This is a genomic window from Bradyrhizobium sp. SZCCT0148, from assembly GCF_018129985.1.
GTDB lineage: Bacteria > Pseudomonadota > Alphaproteobacteria > Rhizobiales > Xanthobacteraceae > Bradyrhizobium > Bradyrhizobium japonicum_H.
In genome coordinates, this window is the sequence record NZ_JAFCKT010000005.1 from 59291 (window position 1) to 74074 (window position 14784).

Below are 14784 nucleotides of genomic sequence, written 5' to 3' on the forward strand. Positions count from 1 at the left end.
CCGGCGTCGGTCATGGTTAGCGGAAAGTACCGCGCTATGGTTAGCGTTGGGTAATATTAACCATCTGATATTGCTGAAGAATTCAAGTCGATCTTAATCCGGAGGCAAGATTCGGCGTGTTAGCAATGCGTCACGGCGGGTTGGACCCCACCCCTATCAGTCCAAAGGCATGATGCCGCCCCTCCGTACCGGTGCAAGTCCGGTATGTCCCCTGATGAAAATGTAACGCGTACATAAAGGGACATTCGCAATGTCAAGCCTGCTCACGAACTCGTCCGCCATGACCGCGCTCCAGACCTTGCGGTCTGTCAGCTCGCAACTCTCCACCACGCAGAGCCGAATCTCGACCGGTCAGCGCGTGGCCACCGCCGCGGATAACGCTGCCTACTGGTCGATCGCCACCTCGATGCGCGCCGACAACGCCGCGCTCTCCGCCGTCTCCGACTCGCTCGGTCTGTCGGCGGCGACCGTCGACACCGAATACACCGCTCTGAACAAAGTCCTCGGCGACAGCAACTCCGGCCTGACCAAGCTGCAGTCGCTGCTGGTCGAAGCCAAGACGGCCGGTATCGATCGCACCAAGATCCAGTCGGAAATCACCCAGATCCAGCAGGACATGAAGAACGTCGCCAACGCGGCGACCTTCAACGGCGTCAACTGGCTGAGCACCAACGCCTCCACGCCGGCGACCGTCAACCTGGTATCGTCGTTCTCGCGCGTCGGCTCCACGCCCACCACCAGCTCGATCACCGTGACAGTCGCGAACTACTCGCTCTACACCTCGAGCACGGGCGGTATCCTCGACACGGTGAGCGGCAGCGCCTCGGTCGACAGCCTCAACATCGGTGCATTGACCGACTCGACCGCCGACCAGACCATTCTCGATGGTTACATCGCGAAGGTCACCGCCGCGATCGGTACGGTGTCGTCGGGTGCCGCCAACCTCGGCGCCATCAAGAACCGTATCTCGAACAACTCGGAGTTCGTGAAGTCGCTGATGGACTCCGTGGATCGCGGTATCGGCCAGCTCGTCGACGCCGACATGAACCAGGAATCCACCCGCCTGGCGGCCCTCCAGGTCCAGCAGCAGCTTGGCGTCCAGGCGCTCTCGATCGCCAACAACAACAGCCAGAGCATCCTGTCGCTGTTCCGCTAAGCCCTTAGACGATCTCGGGAGGGCCGTGCTTCTCGCGAAGCGCGGCCCCTTCGTTCGCCTGACGCGCGCACCGTGGTTTCGGCCGCGCTGTTGCAACGGGATCACAGCGCCACAAGCCTCGCACAAGCTTCGCTGACTATCATCGCCGCTACGACAGGTTGGGCCCACGCGCATTTCCGCAGCCCAAAGGCATGACGCCGCTCTGTCGTACCGGTGCAAGTCCGGTATGTCCCCATCAAATCTGCTTTCAAAGGGACATCAAAGATGGCTTCCAGCCTGCTTACCAACTCCGCTGCAATGACTGCGCTCCAGACGCTCCGGAACGTCAGCGCCAGCCTGCAGACGACCGAAAACCGGATCTCCACCGGCCAGCGCGTCTCGACCGCTTCGGACAACTCGGCCTACTGGTCGATCGCCACCTCGATGCGCGCCGACAACGCCGCGCTCTCCGCCGTCTCCGACTCGCTCGGCCTGTCGGCCGCGACCGTCGACACCGAATACACCGCCCTGAACAAGGTCATCGGCGACCAGAACTCCGGCCTGACCAAGCTCCAGGCGCTGCTGGTCGAAGCCAAGACCGCCGGTATCGACCGCACCAAGATCCAGGCTGAAATCACCCAGATCCAGCAGGACATGAAGAACGTCGCCAGTGCGGCGACCTTCAACGGCGTCAACTGGCTGAGCACCAACGCCTCCACGCCGGCGACCGTCAACCTGGTATCGTCGTTCTCGCGCGTCGGCGGCACGCCGACGATCAGCACCATCACCGTGACTGTCGCCAACTACTCGCTCTACACCGCGACCACGGGCGGCATCCTCGACACGGTGAGCGGCAGCGCCTCGGTCGACAGCCTCAACATCGGTGCGCTGACCGACTCGACCGCCGACCAGACCATTCTCGATGGTTACATCGCGAAGGTCACCGCCGCGATCAACACGGTCAGCCAGTCCGCTGCCAACCTCGGCGCCATCAAGAACCGCATCTCGAACAACACGGAGTTCGTGAAGTCGCTGATGGACTCGGTGGATCGCGGTATCGGCCAGCTCGTCGACGCCGACATGAACGCAGAATCGACCCGGCTCCAAGCGCTGCAGACCCAGCAGCAACTCGGCGTTCAGGCGCTTTCGATCGCCAACCAGAACAGCCAGAGCATCCTGTCGCTGTTCCGCGGTTAAGCGGCGCTTTCGAAAGCGGCCGTGCTCCCGCGAGGGAGCACGGTCCCCGCCGCGACCGGCGCACGTGACGGCATGACGTGCCCGCGATCGATCTCCGCGATGTTGAATTTTCTTACGACGGGTCGCGGCCGATGGTACGGCCAAGCACGCCAACGTGCGTTGCCGTCGACCCGATCGCGTCGTCGAAGCTTCCCTTGAGATGGGCCTCTTGCAAGACCAGCCTTCTTGTAAAATTGCAACGCCTCGCCAGCGAACTGACACATTCGCGTCCTCGCGCAACCCTCAGACAAGGTTGGCAGCGGAGTGTCCCATAAGTTCGCATCGGTACGAGGTCATATGCTCAGTCGTGCGCAGATACAGCAACTGCTCAACAATCTGCTGGAGCTTGGGCCGCGACGCCTGATGGCCCTGGGCCTGATCGGCTTTGCCGTTCTCGTGACCGTCGTCGGTGGCGCATATTATCTGAGCCGGCCTGAATTCGAGACGCTTTATACCGGCCTCACCCGCGAGGATGTGACGCGCATGGGCGCGGCGCTGCGCGAGCAGAACATCACCTTCGACGTCAATACGGCGGGCGATGCGCTCTCGGTGCGCCCGAGCCAGACCATGCAGGCGCGGATGCTGCTCGCCGAGAAGGGGCTGCCGACCAGCGCCAATTCCGGCTACGAGCTGTTCGACAAGATCGGCTCGCTCGGGCTGACCTCGTTCATGCAGGAAGTGACCAAGCTGCGAGCGCTGGAAGGCGAGATCGCGCGCACGGTTCAATTGATGAAGGGCGTCAAGGCGGCGCGCGTGCATATCGTGCTGCCGGTGCGCGGCTCGTTCCGCGCGACGCAGCAACCGCCGTCCGCCTCGGTCGTGCTGCGCACCGACGGCGCGATCGAGGCACGCACGGCGCAGTCGATCCGCCATCTCGTAGCCGCTGCCATTCCCGGCATGAACCGCGACAAGGTGACGGTGCTGGATGCTGACGGCTCGATGCTGCTTGCTGAAGAGGACGAGGCGAGCGCCGCCCCGACCAAGATGGCGAGCCTGCAGAAGACCGTCGGTGGCATGGTGCAGGAAAACATCCGAAAGGCGCTGACGCCGTATCTCGGTCTCGACAATTTCGAGGTCAGCGTCGCGTCGCAGCTCTCCACCGACAAGAAACAGATCAACGAGACCGTGTACGATCCCGAGAGCCGGGCCGAGCGTTCGGTGCGGAACGTGCGCGAGAAAGAGTCGTCGCAGAACGCCGACCGTTCGACGCCGACCACGGTGCAGCAAAACCTTCCCGATCAGCAGGTGAACGCCGGAGGTGGCAAGAACTCCAGCGAGGACAAGACCCGCCGCGAGGACGTCACCAATTTCGAGGTCTCGTCCAAAACCACGACGACGGTGAGCGACGGCTATTCGGTCAAGAAGCTCTTCATCGCCGTCCTGGTCAATCGTGCGCGGCTGGTCGCCGATCTCGGCGACAAGAGCAACCAGGCCATCGTCGACAGCAAGCTCGCCGAGATCAGCCAGCTGGCAGCGACGGCGGGCGGACTGGACAAGACGCGCGGCGACCAGATCCAGGTGACGGCCGTCGACTTCATCGAGGGCTCGCGCGAACTGGCGCCGGTGCCCCCGATCAGCTTCGTCGAGATGATCAACAAGCAGCTCGGAAGCGTCATCAACGCGGTGACGATCCTGGCCGTCGCCTCGATGCTGGTCTGGTTCGGATTGCGGCCCGCGGTCAACGGCATACTGACCCATCGCGCGCAGCAGGAACAGGCCGAGGCTGCGGAGGTCGCCGAATTCGAAGCCGCAGCCGCCCTCGCGTCGGCGGACAGCGAGGAGGCGGAACTCAATCTCGTCGAAGACCTCGAAGGCAAGATGCAGCGAACGCCGCAGAAGCGACTGGAGCAGATCGTCCGGCTCGACCAGGCGCAGGCCGCCGCGATCCTTAAAGACTGGATGCGACGCGAGGAGGCGGCATGAACGCGGCAATCGGAAAATTCCTGACGCAGTTCGACGCCAACGGCCGGGCCAAATCACCGCCGGCTCCGGCGTCCAGGATCCAGGACGTGCTGACAAGGCCGAAGGACATCGCGCGCGAGCCTCAGCTTCAGGTTCAGCCTGAGCCTCAGCCTCAGCCCCAGTCGCCGCCTCCGGCGTCGAAGGCGGAAGCTCCGCCGGCCAGTCTGCTGGAGGACTCCTACCGGCGCGGCTTGGCTGCCGGCGTTGCGGAAGGCGATGCCAAGCTTGCCGAGGAGCGCGTTCGCAGCGCGATCCGCCTCGGCGAGGAGCGCGCCAAATGGTCCGACCAGCAGGCGGTCGCGATCGTCAGCGGCTTCGAGGCGGCGTGCCGCGAGATCGAGACCAACATCGCAAGCTCGGTCGCGCGGATCCTGCTGCCGTTCCTCACCGAGGCGGTCCGCGACAAGGCGATCGGATCGCTGGTCGAGCAGATTGGGGCGCTGACCGGCAACTCGTCGGTGCCGGCCTTCAAGGTCACCGGTCCGAGCGAACTGCTCGATCTCGTGAGAACTCAGCTCGAGGCGTCCAGGCGCACCGGCATCGAGTATGAGGCGGCCGAGACCGTCGAGGTCCGCGTCGTCGCCGACCAGACCGTGATCGAGACGCAGATCTCGGCATGGAGCGAACGCCTGAAGGAAGCGCGCAGGTAAGCCGCCATGGAAGATGTCAAGCACGAGCTCGTCATCGTCCGCCGCCGCAGCGCCTTCGCCGAAGAGGCGCATCACGGCGGCGTATGGAAGATCGCCTATGCGGACTTCATGACCGCGATGATGGCGTTCTTCCTGGTGATGTGGCTGCTTAACGCGCTCAATCAGGATCAGAAACAGGTCGTCGCAAGCTATTTCAATCCGATCCAGCTCGCGGAAAATGCGCCCGCGCCGAAGGGACTGAAGAATCTCTCCAAGAAGGAGCCGACGTCGTTCGAAGGTCAGGACGGCAAGCGTCAGCCGGCCGGCTCGAACGAAGAACGACGCGGTGACTCGCCGACGGCCGAGAAGCCGGCCTCCTATGAAGAGAAGGTCCTGTTCCGCGATCCCTACGCGACGCTCGCCGAGATTGCCAACAGTGCGAACCAGTCCTCCGGACAACGCCGCGCCGGCGCACTGACCTCCGCCGAGGAGGATGGATTCAAGGGCGGCGACGCCTACCGCGATCCCTTTGATCCCGGCTATTGGAAGCTGGCGCCGCAGACGTCAAAGGATGCCGATCGTATGATCGAGAGCGAGCCCAGGCCGAATGCCTCCGCGCGCGAGGGCGCGTCGGGCACAAATCAGGGCGAGCCGCAGCAGCGTCGTGCCAAGGCCGACGATGCCGGCGGAAGCCTGGCGCCGAACGCGGATGCGCTGTCGGCAAACCTGTCTCCGCTGCTGCCACCGGGCGCCGCACCGGCGCCAGCTCCGCGCGAGGGCAGCGCCCAGGCCACCGTTCAAGCGACCGCTCAGGCGAACGCCACCGCGCAGGCGCGTCCCAGCGATACGACGAAGGAGCCCGAGCCGCGCGATGCGGCGCAAGCCCAGCCGACCGTCAAGCAGCTTCAAGCCGCCGTCGCGGAGGCGCTCTCCGACATCAAGGCGGGCGCCGGGCCGGCGGCCGAGGTGCGTCAGGTCGAGGAGGGCCTCCTGATCAGCCTGACCGACGATGCAAGCTTCGGCATGTTCGCGGTCGGCTCGGCCGAGCCGCGGCCCGAGCTGATCCGCGTGATCGACAAGATCGGGCCGCTGTTGACGAAGCGCCCGGGCATGATCATCGTCCGCGGACATACCGACAATCGGCCGTATCGTTCGGAGACTTACGACAATTGGCGGCTGTCGACCGCACGTGCGCAGATGGCCTATTACATGCTGGTTCGCTCCGGCGTCGACGCATTGCGGATCGAGCATGTCGAAGGCTATGCCGACCGCCGGCCGAAGCTTCCGAACGATCCGGCGGCCGCGCAGAACCGCCGGATCGAGATCCTGATCCGTGAGAAGCGCCCTTGATCAGGCTGCTCCTCCGCGCCGCATTACTGCTCCTGCCGTTCACGGCAGCAAACGCGCTTGCGGAACCCGCGCGCCAGTCGGGCGAGCCCTATGAACTCGTCCGCGGGTTGCAAGCGGTGCAGGACGGCATCGCCAACGGTGACACCGCGGCGCATGGGAGCCACATCACGCTGATCCGGCAGATCGGAGAGAGATTTCTCGCCGCCGATCCGGGCGTGTGGAGCAGTGCGCAAAACAGCCAGGCTGCGGTCATCTACCTGCTCAGCGGCGGCGCGCCGCAAATCGTCCGCAAGCTGCCGCGCGACAAGATGAACATCGACGAGCGGCTATTCAACGGCGCGCTTGCCTATGTCGAGGGGCGTCAGGAGGAGGCGCGGGAGCTGCTCAAGGACGTCAAGCCGCGGTCGCTGTCCTCGGGCCTCGGCGGACAGGTCGCGCTGGTCCAGGGCGCGTTGTTCGCGCGCGCCGAAGCTTCGCTAGCGATCGAGCGCCTTGACGACGCCCGCCTGCTGCTGCCCGGCACGCTGGTGGAGGAGGCGGCCTTGCGGCGCGAGATCCTGTTGGTGGGGCAGGCGGAGGATTTCGACAAGTTCGAGTTCCTGACGCTGGCCTATATCCGCCACTACCGCAACTCGATCTATGCCGGCGATTTCTGGCAGCGCTTCTCCACGGGCCTGGCGCAATCGAGTCTCGCGCTCGACGAGCGTCGCTTCGCGCGGATCGCTGCCCTGCTCGAGCAGATCGAGCGCGCAGGCCGCCTCAAGCTCTATCTCGTCATTGCGCGCGCGGCGATGCTGCGCGGACAGCTGACCGTGACGCGTCTTGCCGGCGAGCGGGCGTTGGCGCTGAGCGCTGACGCTTCCGCGGAGCGCGAGCGGGCGCATTTCTTCCGGGGCGTCGCGCGGGCGCTCACCGACGAATATGACGGAGGTCTTGCCGAGTTGAAGGCACTCGAACGGTCGAAGCTCCCCGAGCGGGACGTCCTCCTTCTGAATGCCACGCTGCAGCTCGCGCTCGATGTTCGCAAGCCGCTTCCGGGCGGATCCGCCACTGCTGCCGACAGGCCTCCCGCAACGCCGGCGCGTCTCGACCTCGCGTCATCGACGGTGACGCTTGCGCGCGCACATAAGCAACTCGGCGAACTCGAACTCCTGACCAGGGACCGCCGTCCATGACCAAGCTCAGTGGAACCTCCGGACAAATTTTCTCGGGTCTCGCCGAGAGCCTCAACATTCGCGGGACGTCGCGGTCGGCGAAGAGCGCCGGGGCCAAATCGCAGGGCGGCTCGTCGTTCAACGATTTGCTCCACACGGTATCGAGCCTCGCCAAGCAGGCCCTGACCGATGAGGGCAGCGATACGACCGCGAAGGCCGGATCGCTGCGCACGCGTCTGGCCCACCCGTCGGGCAAGGACAAGTCGAAAGACGAAAAGGATGATCGCACCGAGGCGATTGATGTGATTGGGTCCGGCGACCAGACAATCGATAAATCTTCCGAGATGCAAGGTCCGGTCGGCCATGACGCCAAGCCGGACGTCGCCAACCGCCCGAACGTTGCCGCGATCATGGGACACGATCTTATGGCTGCATCGGCTGCAAAGCCGCCAATGCAATCGCTCTCGGGCGACAAGAAAGACACGCGCGAGGAGCGCTCATCCGGCGCGAGTCGCGAATTGTCAGCCGCAGGCATGGCGAGGGCGACGACGGTGGATTCCGAGCCATCCGCTGTGGTTCCAACCGGTGCGCGTGCGCCAGGCGGGTTCTTGCAAGCCGCGGCAGCACAGCCAGGCAGCGATGCCTCCGCCAAAGCAATGCCTGCGACATCGGGCTTCGAGGCCGTCGCAGTCAACGTCGAACGCGCCGCCAAGGCGTCGACGCGTGACGCATTGCCCGAGACGACCAAGGTCACTGTCGTCCAGCAGGAGACCCATCTGCCTCCGGCGCAGTTCAACGCTCCGCAACAGGTCGCCAATGCGGTCGTGGCCGAACTGAAGGACTCCACAGGCCCGGCGGCGTCCGCAGCGCCCGATCTCTCGGCATCCCAGACCAATGCGCCCGATCAGCCGCTCAGGATCCTGACCATCAATCTCGAGCCGCCCGCGCTCGGCAACGTCACTGTGCGCCTTCGTCTCGTCGGCGCCGAAGTGTCCGTCCACCTTGCGGCCGCGCGCAAGGACACCAGCCAGATGCTGGATCAGCAACGCGACCAGATCCGCGATCTCATGCAGTCGGCGGGCTATGTCGCCGACGTCGCCCCCGTGCAACACGGCTCGCTGGACGGATTCCAGAGCGGCTCCGGCCAGTCGCAGCCGCAGCTCTCGGGCCAGCAACAGCCCTCGTCGCAGCCTCAAGGTAGTTTCGGCGGCGCAGGCACGTCGTCGGGGCAATCCGACGGTGGCGCGAAGCAGGCCCGCCAGGAACGCCAGCCCAGCCAGGAGACGGGTCATGACCAGGACGTGGCGCCGCAACTTCGTCGCGGCCCTGTTTATCTGTAACGCGGGCGCTGCGGCCGCGGCCGCCGACGGCGCGCGTCCGTGCGAGCGCGAGATGGCGCGCGCGGCCCAGCAGCACGGAATTCCGCTCGGCATTCTCTACGCAGTCGGTCTCACCGAGACCGGGCGTCGCGGCGCGCTGCATCCTTACGCGCTCGGCGCCGACGGCCAGACCGTGTTCGCCAAGGACATGGACGATGCGATCGCAAACTTTCAGGCCATTCGCGGCAAGGGCATCAAGCTAATCGACCTCGGCTGCATGCAGATCAACCACTACTATCACGGCAACAAATTCGTCTCTGTGCGCGACATGTTCGATCCCGCCAGGAACGTCGAATATGCCGCGCGCTTCCTGAAAGAACTGAAGCAGCGCGAGGGCAGCTGGACCATGGCGGTGGCCCGCTACAATGCGGGCCCGAACAACCAGCCGGCGCAGAAGCGCTATGTCTGTCACATCGTGGCCCACCTCGTGTCGAGCGGCTTCGGCGCCTGGACCGACAAGGCGCGCTCGTTCTGTCAGCCGAAAACGACGTGACGACGTGAAGTTGTGCATGGTCTCGAACCATCAGCCCCGCGCAAGCAAGACCCCCCATTGTAACTGCAACCTACCAAAGGAGCCCACTTCATGAGCCTGTATGGTGTTATGCGCACCGGCGTTTCCGGCATGAGCGCACAGTCCAACAAGCTGTCGACGGTTTCGGACAACATCGCCAACGTCAACACCACCGGTTACAAGCGGGCTTCGACCGAATTCTCATCGCTGATCCTGAAGAGCGGCTCCGGCAATTACGATTCCGGCGCCGTCGAGACGACCGTCCGTTACGCCATCAGCGACGCCGGGCATACGCAGTTCACGACGTCGTCCACGGACCTGGCCGTGCAGGGCAACGGTTTCTTCGTGGTCTCGAACGCCAACAACACGCAGCAGTTCCTGACGCGCGCCGGCTCGTTCGTGCCGGACAGTCAGGGCAACCTCGTCAACGCGGCCGGCTACTACCTTCTGGGCCAGCCCGGCAAAGTGACTAATTTCTCGCAGAACAGCCTGTCCGGCATGCAGATCGTCAATATCGCCCAGGTCTCGCAGGTGCCGGTGCCGTCGACCGCGGGGACGCTCACGACCGGCAATCTCGATCCGAAGGCGGCCGTCATTGCCGGTCCGCCCGGTCCGGCGTCATATTCATCGAAGAGCTCGATCGTCGCCTACAACAATATCGGTCAGGCTGTTACGCTCGACGTTTATATGTCTCACACCGCTACGGCTGCCGGTTCCGACACCTGGCAGGTTCAGCTCTACGATTCCGCGACCGGCACCTCGCTCGGCGCCGCCACCACGTTCACCTTCGACACGACCGCGGCCGGAAAGGGCGCGCTGGCGGCCGCGAGCCCGACAGGTCTCACCGTGACCGTGCCGGGCGGCGCCGCGCTGACCATGGACCTGTCGAATATGACGCAGGTGGGTACCGACTTCAGCTTCAAGGCGACCGTCAACGGCAGCGTTCCCTCGGCGATCGACAAGATCAATGTCGACGAGAACGGATACGTTACAGCGGTGCTCAAGAACGGGCAGCAGACGACGCTCTACACCATCATGCTGGCCGACGTCGCGAGCCCCGACAACCTGACGCCCGAGCCTGGCAACGTCTATTCGACCAACATGAACTCCGGCAATGCGCAGGCCGGCAATGCCGGCACCGGCGGGCTCGGCACGGTCCAGTCCGGCGCGCTGGAGGACTCCAACGTCGATCTCGCGGACGAGCTCACCGGGATGATCGAGGCCCAGCGCGGATTCACCGCCAACTCGAAATCGTTCCAGACGGGCGCCGACCTGCTCGACGTCGTCGTCAACCTGAAGCGCTGAGTCTGTCAGCACTCACCCCCGGCAAGAGCAGATCATGTCCCTTACCGCCGCTCTCGACTCTGCTCGCGCCTCGCTCATGGCGTCGGGCATCCAGTCGTCGACGATCTCGCGCAACATCGCCGGCGCCAGCGCCACCGGCTATTCGCGCAAGATCGCCGTGCTGGACAACCTCCCCGGCACCGGCGTCTATGTCGCGGCGATCCAGCACGCGGCCAGCTCGGGCCTCTATTCGAACGTGCTGACCGCGACCTCGTCGTCGGCCAAGCAGAGCGTGATCTATGACGGCCTGCAGAAGATCGCGGCCGCGACCGTGGATGATCCCGAGCTCGAGCAGTCGCCGACCGCTCAGCTCAACAAGCTGAAGCAGGCGCTGCAGCAATACGCCAACTCCACCGACAATGCGACCCTGGCGCAGGCCGCCGTGACGTCCGCCAAGGACATGGTGACCGCGCTCAACCAGGCCACCAAGACGGTGCAGTCGGTGCGTGAGGGCGCCGACGCCGACATGGCGAATTCGGTCGCCAACATCAACCAGCTGCTGTCCCAGTTCCAGACCGTCAATACGGCAATCGTGAAGGGCACGATCTCTGGAGACGACGTCACCGACTATCTCGACCAGCGCGACAGCATCGTCTCCAGGCTGTCGCAGGAGACCGGGGTCTCGATGTCGATCCGTGCCAATGGAGACGCCGCGCTCTACACCGACAGCGGCGTCGTGCTGTTCGACAAGATTGCGCGGACCGTGAGCTTTACGCCGACCAACGCCTACACCGCCGGCACCACGGGCAATGCCGTCTTTATCGACGGCGTACCCGTGACCGGCGCCAATTCCGTCATGCCGCTCAAGTCCGGCAAGCTCGCCGGCCTCGCCCAGCTGCGCGACAAGGACACGGTCACGTATCAGAGCCAGCTCGACGAAATCGCGCGCGGCCTGATCGACGCCTTCAAGGAAAGTGACCAGTCGGCCGTCCCGACGCTGGCGGACCGGCCCGGCCTGTTCACCTATCCCGGCGCGCCCGTGATGCCCGCGAGCGCCACGATCTCGGTGGGCCTCGCGGGTCAGATCGCGGTCGCCGCCTCGGTCGATCCGGCCCTGGGCGGAAACCCGAACCTGCTGCGTGACGGCGCCATCAGCGGCCTTCCGGCCTTCAACTACAACACGACCGGCAATGCCGGCTTCTCGACGCGGCTTCAGCAGCTTATCAACAACATGGGCGCCCCGCAGGCGTTCGACGCCGCGGCTCAGGGCAAGCCGAGCGGCAGCGTGATCGAGTTCGCGTCCTCCTCGGCGAGCTGGATCGAAAGCCAACGCAAGACGGCGGACGACAACGTTCAGTACCAAAATACGCTGCTCGACCGCAGCATGGCGGCGCTGTCCAACGTCAGCGGCGTCAACATGGACGACGAGATGGCATTGATGCTCCAGGTCGAGCGCACCTATTCGGCGTCGTCGAAGATCATTTCCACTGTCGATGAGATGCTGCAGAGCCTATTGGCCGCCGTGGGGAACTAAGTCATGATGAGCGCGAACTATATCTCGACCCTGATGCTGTCTTCGTCGTTGAGGTCGTCGATCACGAACAACCAGAGCGCGCTGACCAAGGCCTCGAAGGAGGCGACCACCGGCCGTTTCGCCGATGTCGGCCTCGAGCTCGGCACCGGGACGGGCCGCGACGTGGCGCTGCGGGCCGATTTCAATTTCGCGGACCAGCTGGTCGACACCAACGAGCTGGTCTCGGGACGCCTCGACGTCACGCAGAACCGGATCACGCAGCTCGGCACGACCGCGTCGGAATTCCTCAAGAACCTAATCGCGGCGCGCGACGCCGACAGCGGCGCGAAGATCATCCTGCCGAGCGCGTCCGCGAACCTTCAGGACGTCATCGGCGCGCTCAATGTTTCCTACAACGGGTCATATCTGTTCGGCGGAATCAATACGCAGACCGTGCCGATCACGAACTACACGGCCGGCTCGGCCAGCAAGAACCAGGTCGACGCGGACTTCCTGGCGACGTTCGGCTTCTCGCAGGCTGCGGCGGGCGTTGGCACGATCACGCCGGCGCAGATGCAGAACTTCCTCGACAACGTCTTTGATGCCGAGTTCGCGAGCCCGACCTGGAACGCCAATTGGTCGTCGGCCACGGACCAGGCGCTGTCGAGCCGCATCTCCACGACCGAAGTCGTCGACAGCTCGGTCAGTGCCAACCAGCCCGGCTTTCGCAAGCTGGCCGAGGCCTACGCTATGCTCACCGATCTCGGCAACACGAGTCTGAGCAAGGACACGTTTCAGGTCGTCGTCGACAAGGCGATCGGTCTGGTCAGCGGCGCAATCAATGATCTCGCTGTGCTCGGCGGTACCGTCGGCTCGGTCCAGCAGCGGGTCACCGGCGCGACCGAGAAGCTGAAGATCCAGAAGGACATCCTCAACAACCAGATCGTCAAGCTGGAGGCGGTCGACCCGACCGAGGCCTCGGTCCGCGTCAACACCCTGCAGACCCAGATCAAGACGGCGCTGGCGCTGACCTCGCAGCTGCAGCAGATCAGCCTCATCAACTATCTCTAGCCGAGGCTCGCAGCCTCGTCCTGTTATCCGGTCTCCTGCGCAGAGTGATGCTGATGACGTTTGAAGCCTATGAATCGGTCGTGGACGAGAGCGGTCACGAGGCGCGGGGCCGCGAGCGGCAGGCGCTCAGCCTCGGCATCGACCGGCTCGAGCGGCTTCAGAGAGGCGTGTTCCGCCTCGAGGACCTGGTCGAGAGCCTGCTCTATGTGCGGCGACTGTGGACGATCTTCATCGAGGATCTCTCGCACCCGGAAAACGGGCTCCCGGACAAGCTGCGCGCCGACATCATCTCGATCGGCCTGTGGGTCGTCAAGGAAGCCGATCGCCTTCGCGAGGAGAGGTCGAACGACGTGATGCAGCTGATCGAAATCAACCGCCTGATCCGAGACGCTCTGTGATGAAGATCTCCTTGCGGGCGGGCGAACGGATCTACATCAACGGCGCGGTGCTGCGCGTGGACCGCAAGGTCTCCGTGGAGCTCGTCAACGACGTGATGTTCCTGCTCGAAGGGCAGGTCATGCAGGCCTCCGACGCCACCACAGCGCTGCGGCAGCTCTACTTCATCGTCCAGCTCATGCTGATGAACCCGACGGATATCCGCGACGCCGCGGCGCTCTATGGACAGCATCACGCGGCCCTGTGCGCGGTGTGCGAGAGCCGCGAGATGCTGGACGGGCTGGGGGCGGTCGACGAACTGGTCGGGGCGACCCGCTACTTCGAGGCGCTCAAGCGGATCAGGGCCCTGTTTCCGGTCGAGCAGGCCATCCTGGCCGGCACCATCACCGAGTCCCCATTCCAGGCTGCCTGACAGCGGAGAGGCACATGAACGTCACCAGCGCGACCGACAAATCCAGTTCGACCGGCTCCCCCAATCCGACCGCGAGCAACAGCGTCGACTACAATACGTTTCTTCAGCTTCTCGTCGCCGAGATGAAGAACCAGGATCCCACCAATCCGATGGATACCTCCCAATATATGAGCCAGTTCGCGCAGCTCTCGACGGTCGAACAGGCCATGCAGACCAATTCGAAACTGGATGCGCTGCTTTCCTCACAGTCGCTGTCGCAGGCCAACGGCCTGATCGGCAAGACTGTCAGCTTCACCGACGCCACCGGCGCGAGCTTCAGCGGCAAGGTCGTTTCGGTCTCCATCAATGCCGACGGCTCCATCGCGACCCTCGAGAACGGCACCAAGGTCGCGGTCGGGCCGGGACTCACGATCAGCCAGTCATGAACGAACGGGACGCTCTCGATATCGTCCAGGCGGCGATCTGGACCATCATCGTCGCATCCGGGCCCGCGGTCGGTGCCGCGATGCTGGTCGGCACCATCATCGCGCTGATCCAGGCCTTGACCCAGATCCAGGAGGTGACGCTGACCTTCGTGCCGAAGATCATCGTCATTCTGGTGGTGGTCGCCATCTCCGGTTCCTTCATCGGCGCGCACCTCTCCACGTTCACCGAGATGGTCTATTCGCATATCGAGCGCGGCTTCTGATCGGCGCGGGACCCGGCACCATCCCCGCGTAAGCTTTGCGGGGCAGATTGGAGGTGGACCCTCT

The 14784-nt window shown here is 64.5% G+C and carries 15 protein-coding genes; all 15 read left to right on the forward strand.

Annotated elements, in window-relative coordinates; translation table 11 throughout:
- Positions 1-250: 250 nt before the first annotated feature.
- The 15 genes from JQ580_RS17275 (at position 251) to fliQ (ending at position 14720) form a co-directional block, all read left to right on the forward strand.
- Positions 251-1156 (forward strand): flagellin N-terminal helical domain-containing protein, encoded by a 906-nt coding sequence (locus JQ580_RS17275; RefSeq protein WP_212281263.1) that lies wholly within the window; start codon positions 251-253, stop codon positions 1154-1156.
- A 264-nt stretch (positions 1157-1420) separates the two neighbouring features.
- Positions 1421-2332 carry a flagellin N-terminal helical domain-containing protein gene (locus JQ580_RS17280; RefSeq protein WP_212281264.1) on the forward strand — a complete coding sequence of 304 codons (912 nt, stop codon included), beginning with the start codon at positions 1421-1423 and terminating at the stop codon, positions 2330-2332.
- Between the two features lie 336 nt (positions 2333-2668).
- Positions 2669-4294, forward strand: a complete 1626-nt coding sequence (gene fliF, locus JQ580_RS17285) for a flagellar basal-body MS-ring/collar protein FliF (RefSeq protein WP_212281265.1) — start codon at positions 2669-2671, stop codon at positions 4292-4294.
- Positions 4291-4983 carry a hypothetical protein gene (locus JQ580_RS17290; RefSeq protein ID WP_212281266.1) on the forward strand — a complete coding sequence of 231 codons (693 nt, stop codon included), beginning with the start codon at positions 4291-4293 and terminating at the stop codon, positions 4981-4983. Before fliF ends, JQ580_RS17290 begins: the two co-directional genes overlap by 4 nt.
- A 6-nt stretch (positions 4984-4989) precedes the next feature.
- The gene (locus JQ580_RS17295) at positions 4990-6312 is read left to right on the forward strand and encodes a MotB family protein (RefSeq protein ID WP_212281267.1); all 1323 of its coding nucleotides are present in this window, start codon (positions 4990-4992) and stop codon (positions 6310-6312) included.
- Entirely contained in the window at positions 6309-7487 is a 1179-nt protein-coding gene (locus JQ580_RS17300) for a chemotaxis protein (RefSeq protein ID WP_212281268.1), read from the forward strand. The genes JQ580_RS17295 and JQ580_RS17300 overlap by 4 nt, the downstream gene beginning before the upstream one ends.
- Positions 7484-8806 (forward strand): flagellar hook-length control protein FliK, encoded by a 1323-nt coding sequence (gene fliK, locus JQ580_RS17305; protein ID WP_212281269.1) that lies wholly within the window; start codon positions 7484-7486, stop codon positions 8804-8806. The genes JQ580_RS17300 and fliK overlap by 4 nt, the downstream gene beginning before the upstream one ends.
- The gene (locus JQ580_RS17310) at positions 8757-9338 is read left to right on the forward strand and encodes a transglycosylase SLT domain-containing protein (RefSeq protein WP_212281270.1); all 582 of its coding nucleotides are present in this window, start codon (positions 8757-8759) and stop codon (positions 9336-9338) included. The genes fliK and JQ580_RS17310 overlap by 50 nt, the downstream gene beginning before the upstream one ends.
- A 90-nt stretch (positions 9339-9428) precedes the next feature.
- Positions 9429-10661 (forward strand): flagellar hook protein FlgE, encoded by a 1233-nt coding sequence (locus JQ580_RS17315; RefSeq protein WP_212281271.1) that lies wholly within the window; start codon positions 9429-9431, stop codon positions 10659-10661.
- A gap of 34 nt (positions 10662-10695) precedes the next feature.
- Entirely contained in the window at positions 10696-12174 is a 1479-nt protein-coding gene (flgK, locus tag JQ580_RS17320) for a flagellar hook-associated protein FlgK (protein ID WP_212281272.1), read from the forward strand.
- Between the two features lie 3 nt (positions 12175-12177).
- Positions 12178-13224 (forward strand): flagellar hook-associated family protein, encoded by a 1047-nt coding sequence (locus JQ580_RS17325; RefSeq protein WP_212281273.1) that lies wholly within the window; start codon positions 12178-12180, stop codon positions 13222-13224.
- Between the two features lie 53 nt (positions 13225-13277).
- Positions 13278-13622: a flagellar biosynthesis regulator FlaF gene (gene flaF / locus JQ580_RS17330; RefSeq protein WP_212281274.1), complete on the forward strand. Its 345-nt coding sequence runs from the start codon at positions 13278-13280 to the stop codon at positions 13620-13622.
- Entirely contained in the window at positions 13622-14032 is a 411-nt protein-coding gene (gene flbT / locus JQ580_RS17335; protein WP_106948473.1) for a flagellar biosynthesis repressor FlbT, read from the forward strand. Before flaF ends, flbT begins: the two co-directional genes overlap by 1 nt.
- 14 nt (positions 14033-14046) lie before the next feature.
- Positions 14047-14457, forward strand: coding sequence for a flagellar hook assembly protein FlgD (gene flgD, locus JQ580_RS17340; protein ID WP_094893655.1), 411 nt, complete (start codon positions 14047-14049; stop codon positions 14455-14457).
- Entirely contained in the window at positions 14454-14720 is a 267-nt protein-coding gene (fliQ, locus tag JQ580_RS17345; protein WP_008130649.1) for a flagellar biosynthesis protein FliQ, read from the forward strand. The genes flgD and fliQ overlap by 4 nt, the downstream gene beginning before the upstream one ends.
- The last annotated feature ends 64 nt before the right edge of the window (positions 14721-14784 follow it).

Coding starts and splice junctions, on each gene's coding strand:
- JQ580_RS17275 (WP_212281263.1), top strand. CDS start 251: ATGTCAAGCCTGCTCACGAACTCGTCCGCCATGACCGCGCTCCAGACC.
- JQ580_RS17280 (WP_212281264.1), top strand. CDS start 1,421: ATGGCTTCCAGCCTGCTTACCAACTCCGCTGCAATGACTGCGCTCCAG.
- fliF (WP_212281265.1), top strand. CDS start 2,669: ATGCTCAGTCGTGCGCAGATACAGCAACTGCTCAACAATCTGCTGGAG.
- JQ580_RS17290 (WP_212281266.1), top strand. CDS start 4,291: ATGAACGCGGCAATCGGAAAATTCCTGACGCAGTTCGACGCCAACGGC.
- JQ580_RS17295 (WP_212281267.1), top strand. CDS start 4,990: ATGGAAGATGTCAAGCACGAGCTCGTCATCGTCCGCCGCCGCAGCGCC.
- fliK (WP_212281269.1), top strand. CDS start 7,484: ATGACCAAGCTCAGTGGAACCTCCGGACAAATTTTCTCGGGTCTCGCC.
- JQ580_RS17310 (WP_212281270.1), top strand. CDS start 8,757: ATGACCAGGACGTGGCGCCGCAACTTCGTCGCGGCCCTGTTTATCTGT.
- JQ580_RS17315 (WP_212281271.1), top strand. CDS start 9,429: ATGAGCCTGTATGGTGTTATGCGCACCGGCGTTTCCGGCATGAGCGCA.
- flgK (WP_212281272.1), top strand. CDS start 10,696: ATGTCCCTTACCGCCGCTCTCGACTCTGCTCGCGCCTCGCTCATGGCG.
- JQ580_RS17325 (WP_212281273.1), top strand. CDS start 12,178: ATGATGAGCGCGAACTATATCTCGACCCTGATGCTGTCTTCGTCGTTG.
- flaF (WP_212281274.1), top strand. CDS start 13,278: ATGACGTTTGAAGCCTATGAATCGGTCGTGGACGAGAGCGGTCACGAG.
- flbT (WP_106948473.1), top strand. CDS start 13,622: ATGAAGATCTCCTTGCGGGCGGGCGAACGGATCTACATCAACGGCGCG.
- flgD (WP_094893655.1), top strand. CDS start 14,047: ATGAACGTCACCAGCGCGACCGACAAATCCAGTTCGACCGGCTCCCCC.
- fliQ (WP_008130649.1), top strand. CDS start 14,454: ATGAACGAACGGGACGCTCTCGATATCGTCCAGGCGGCGATCTGGACC.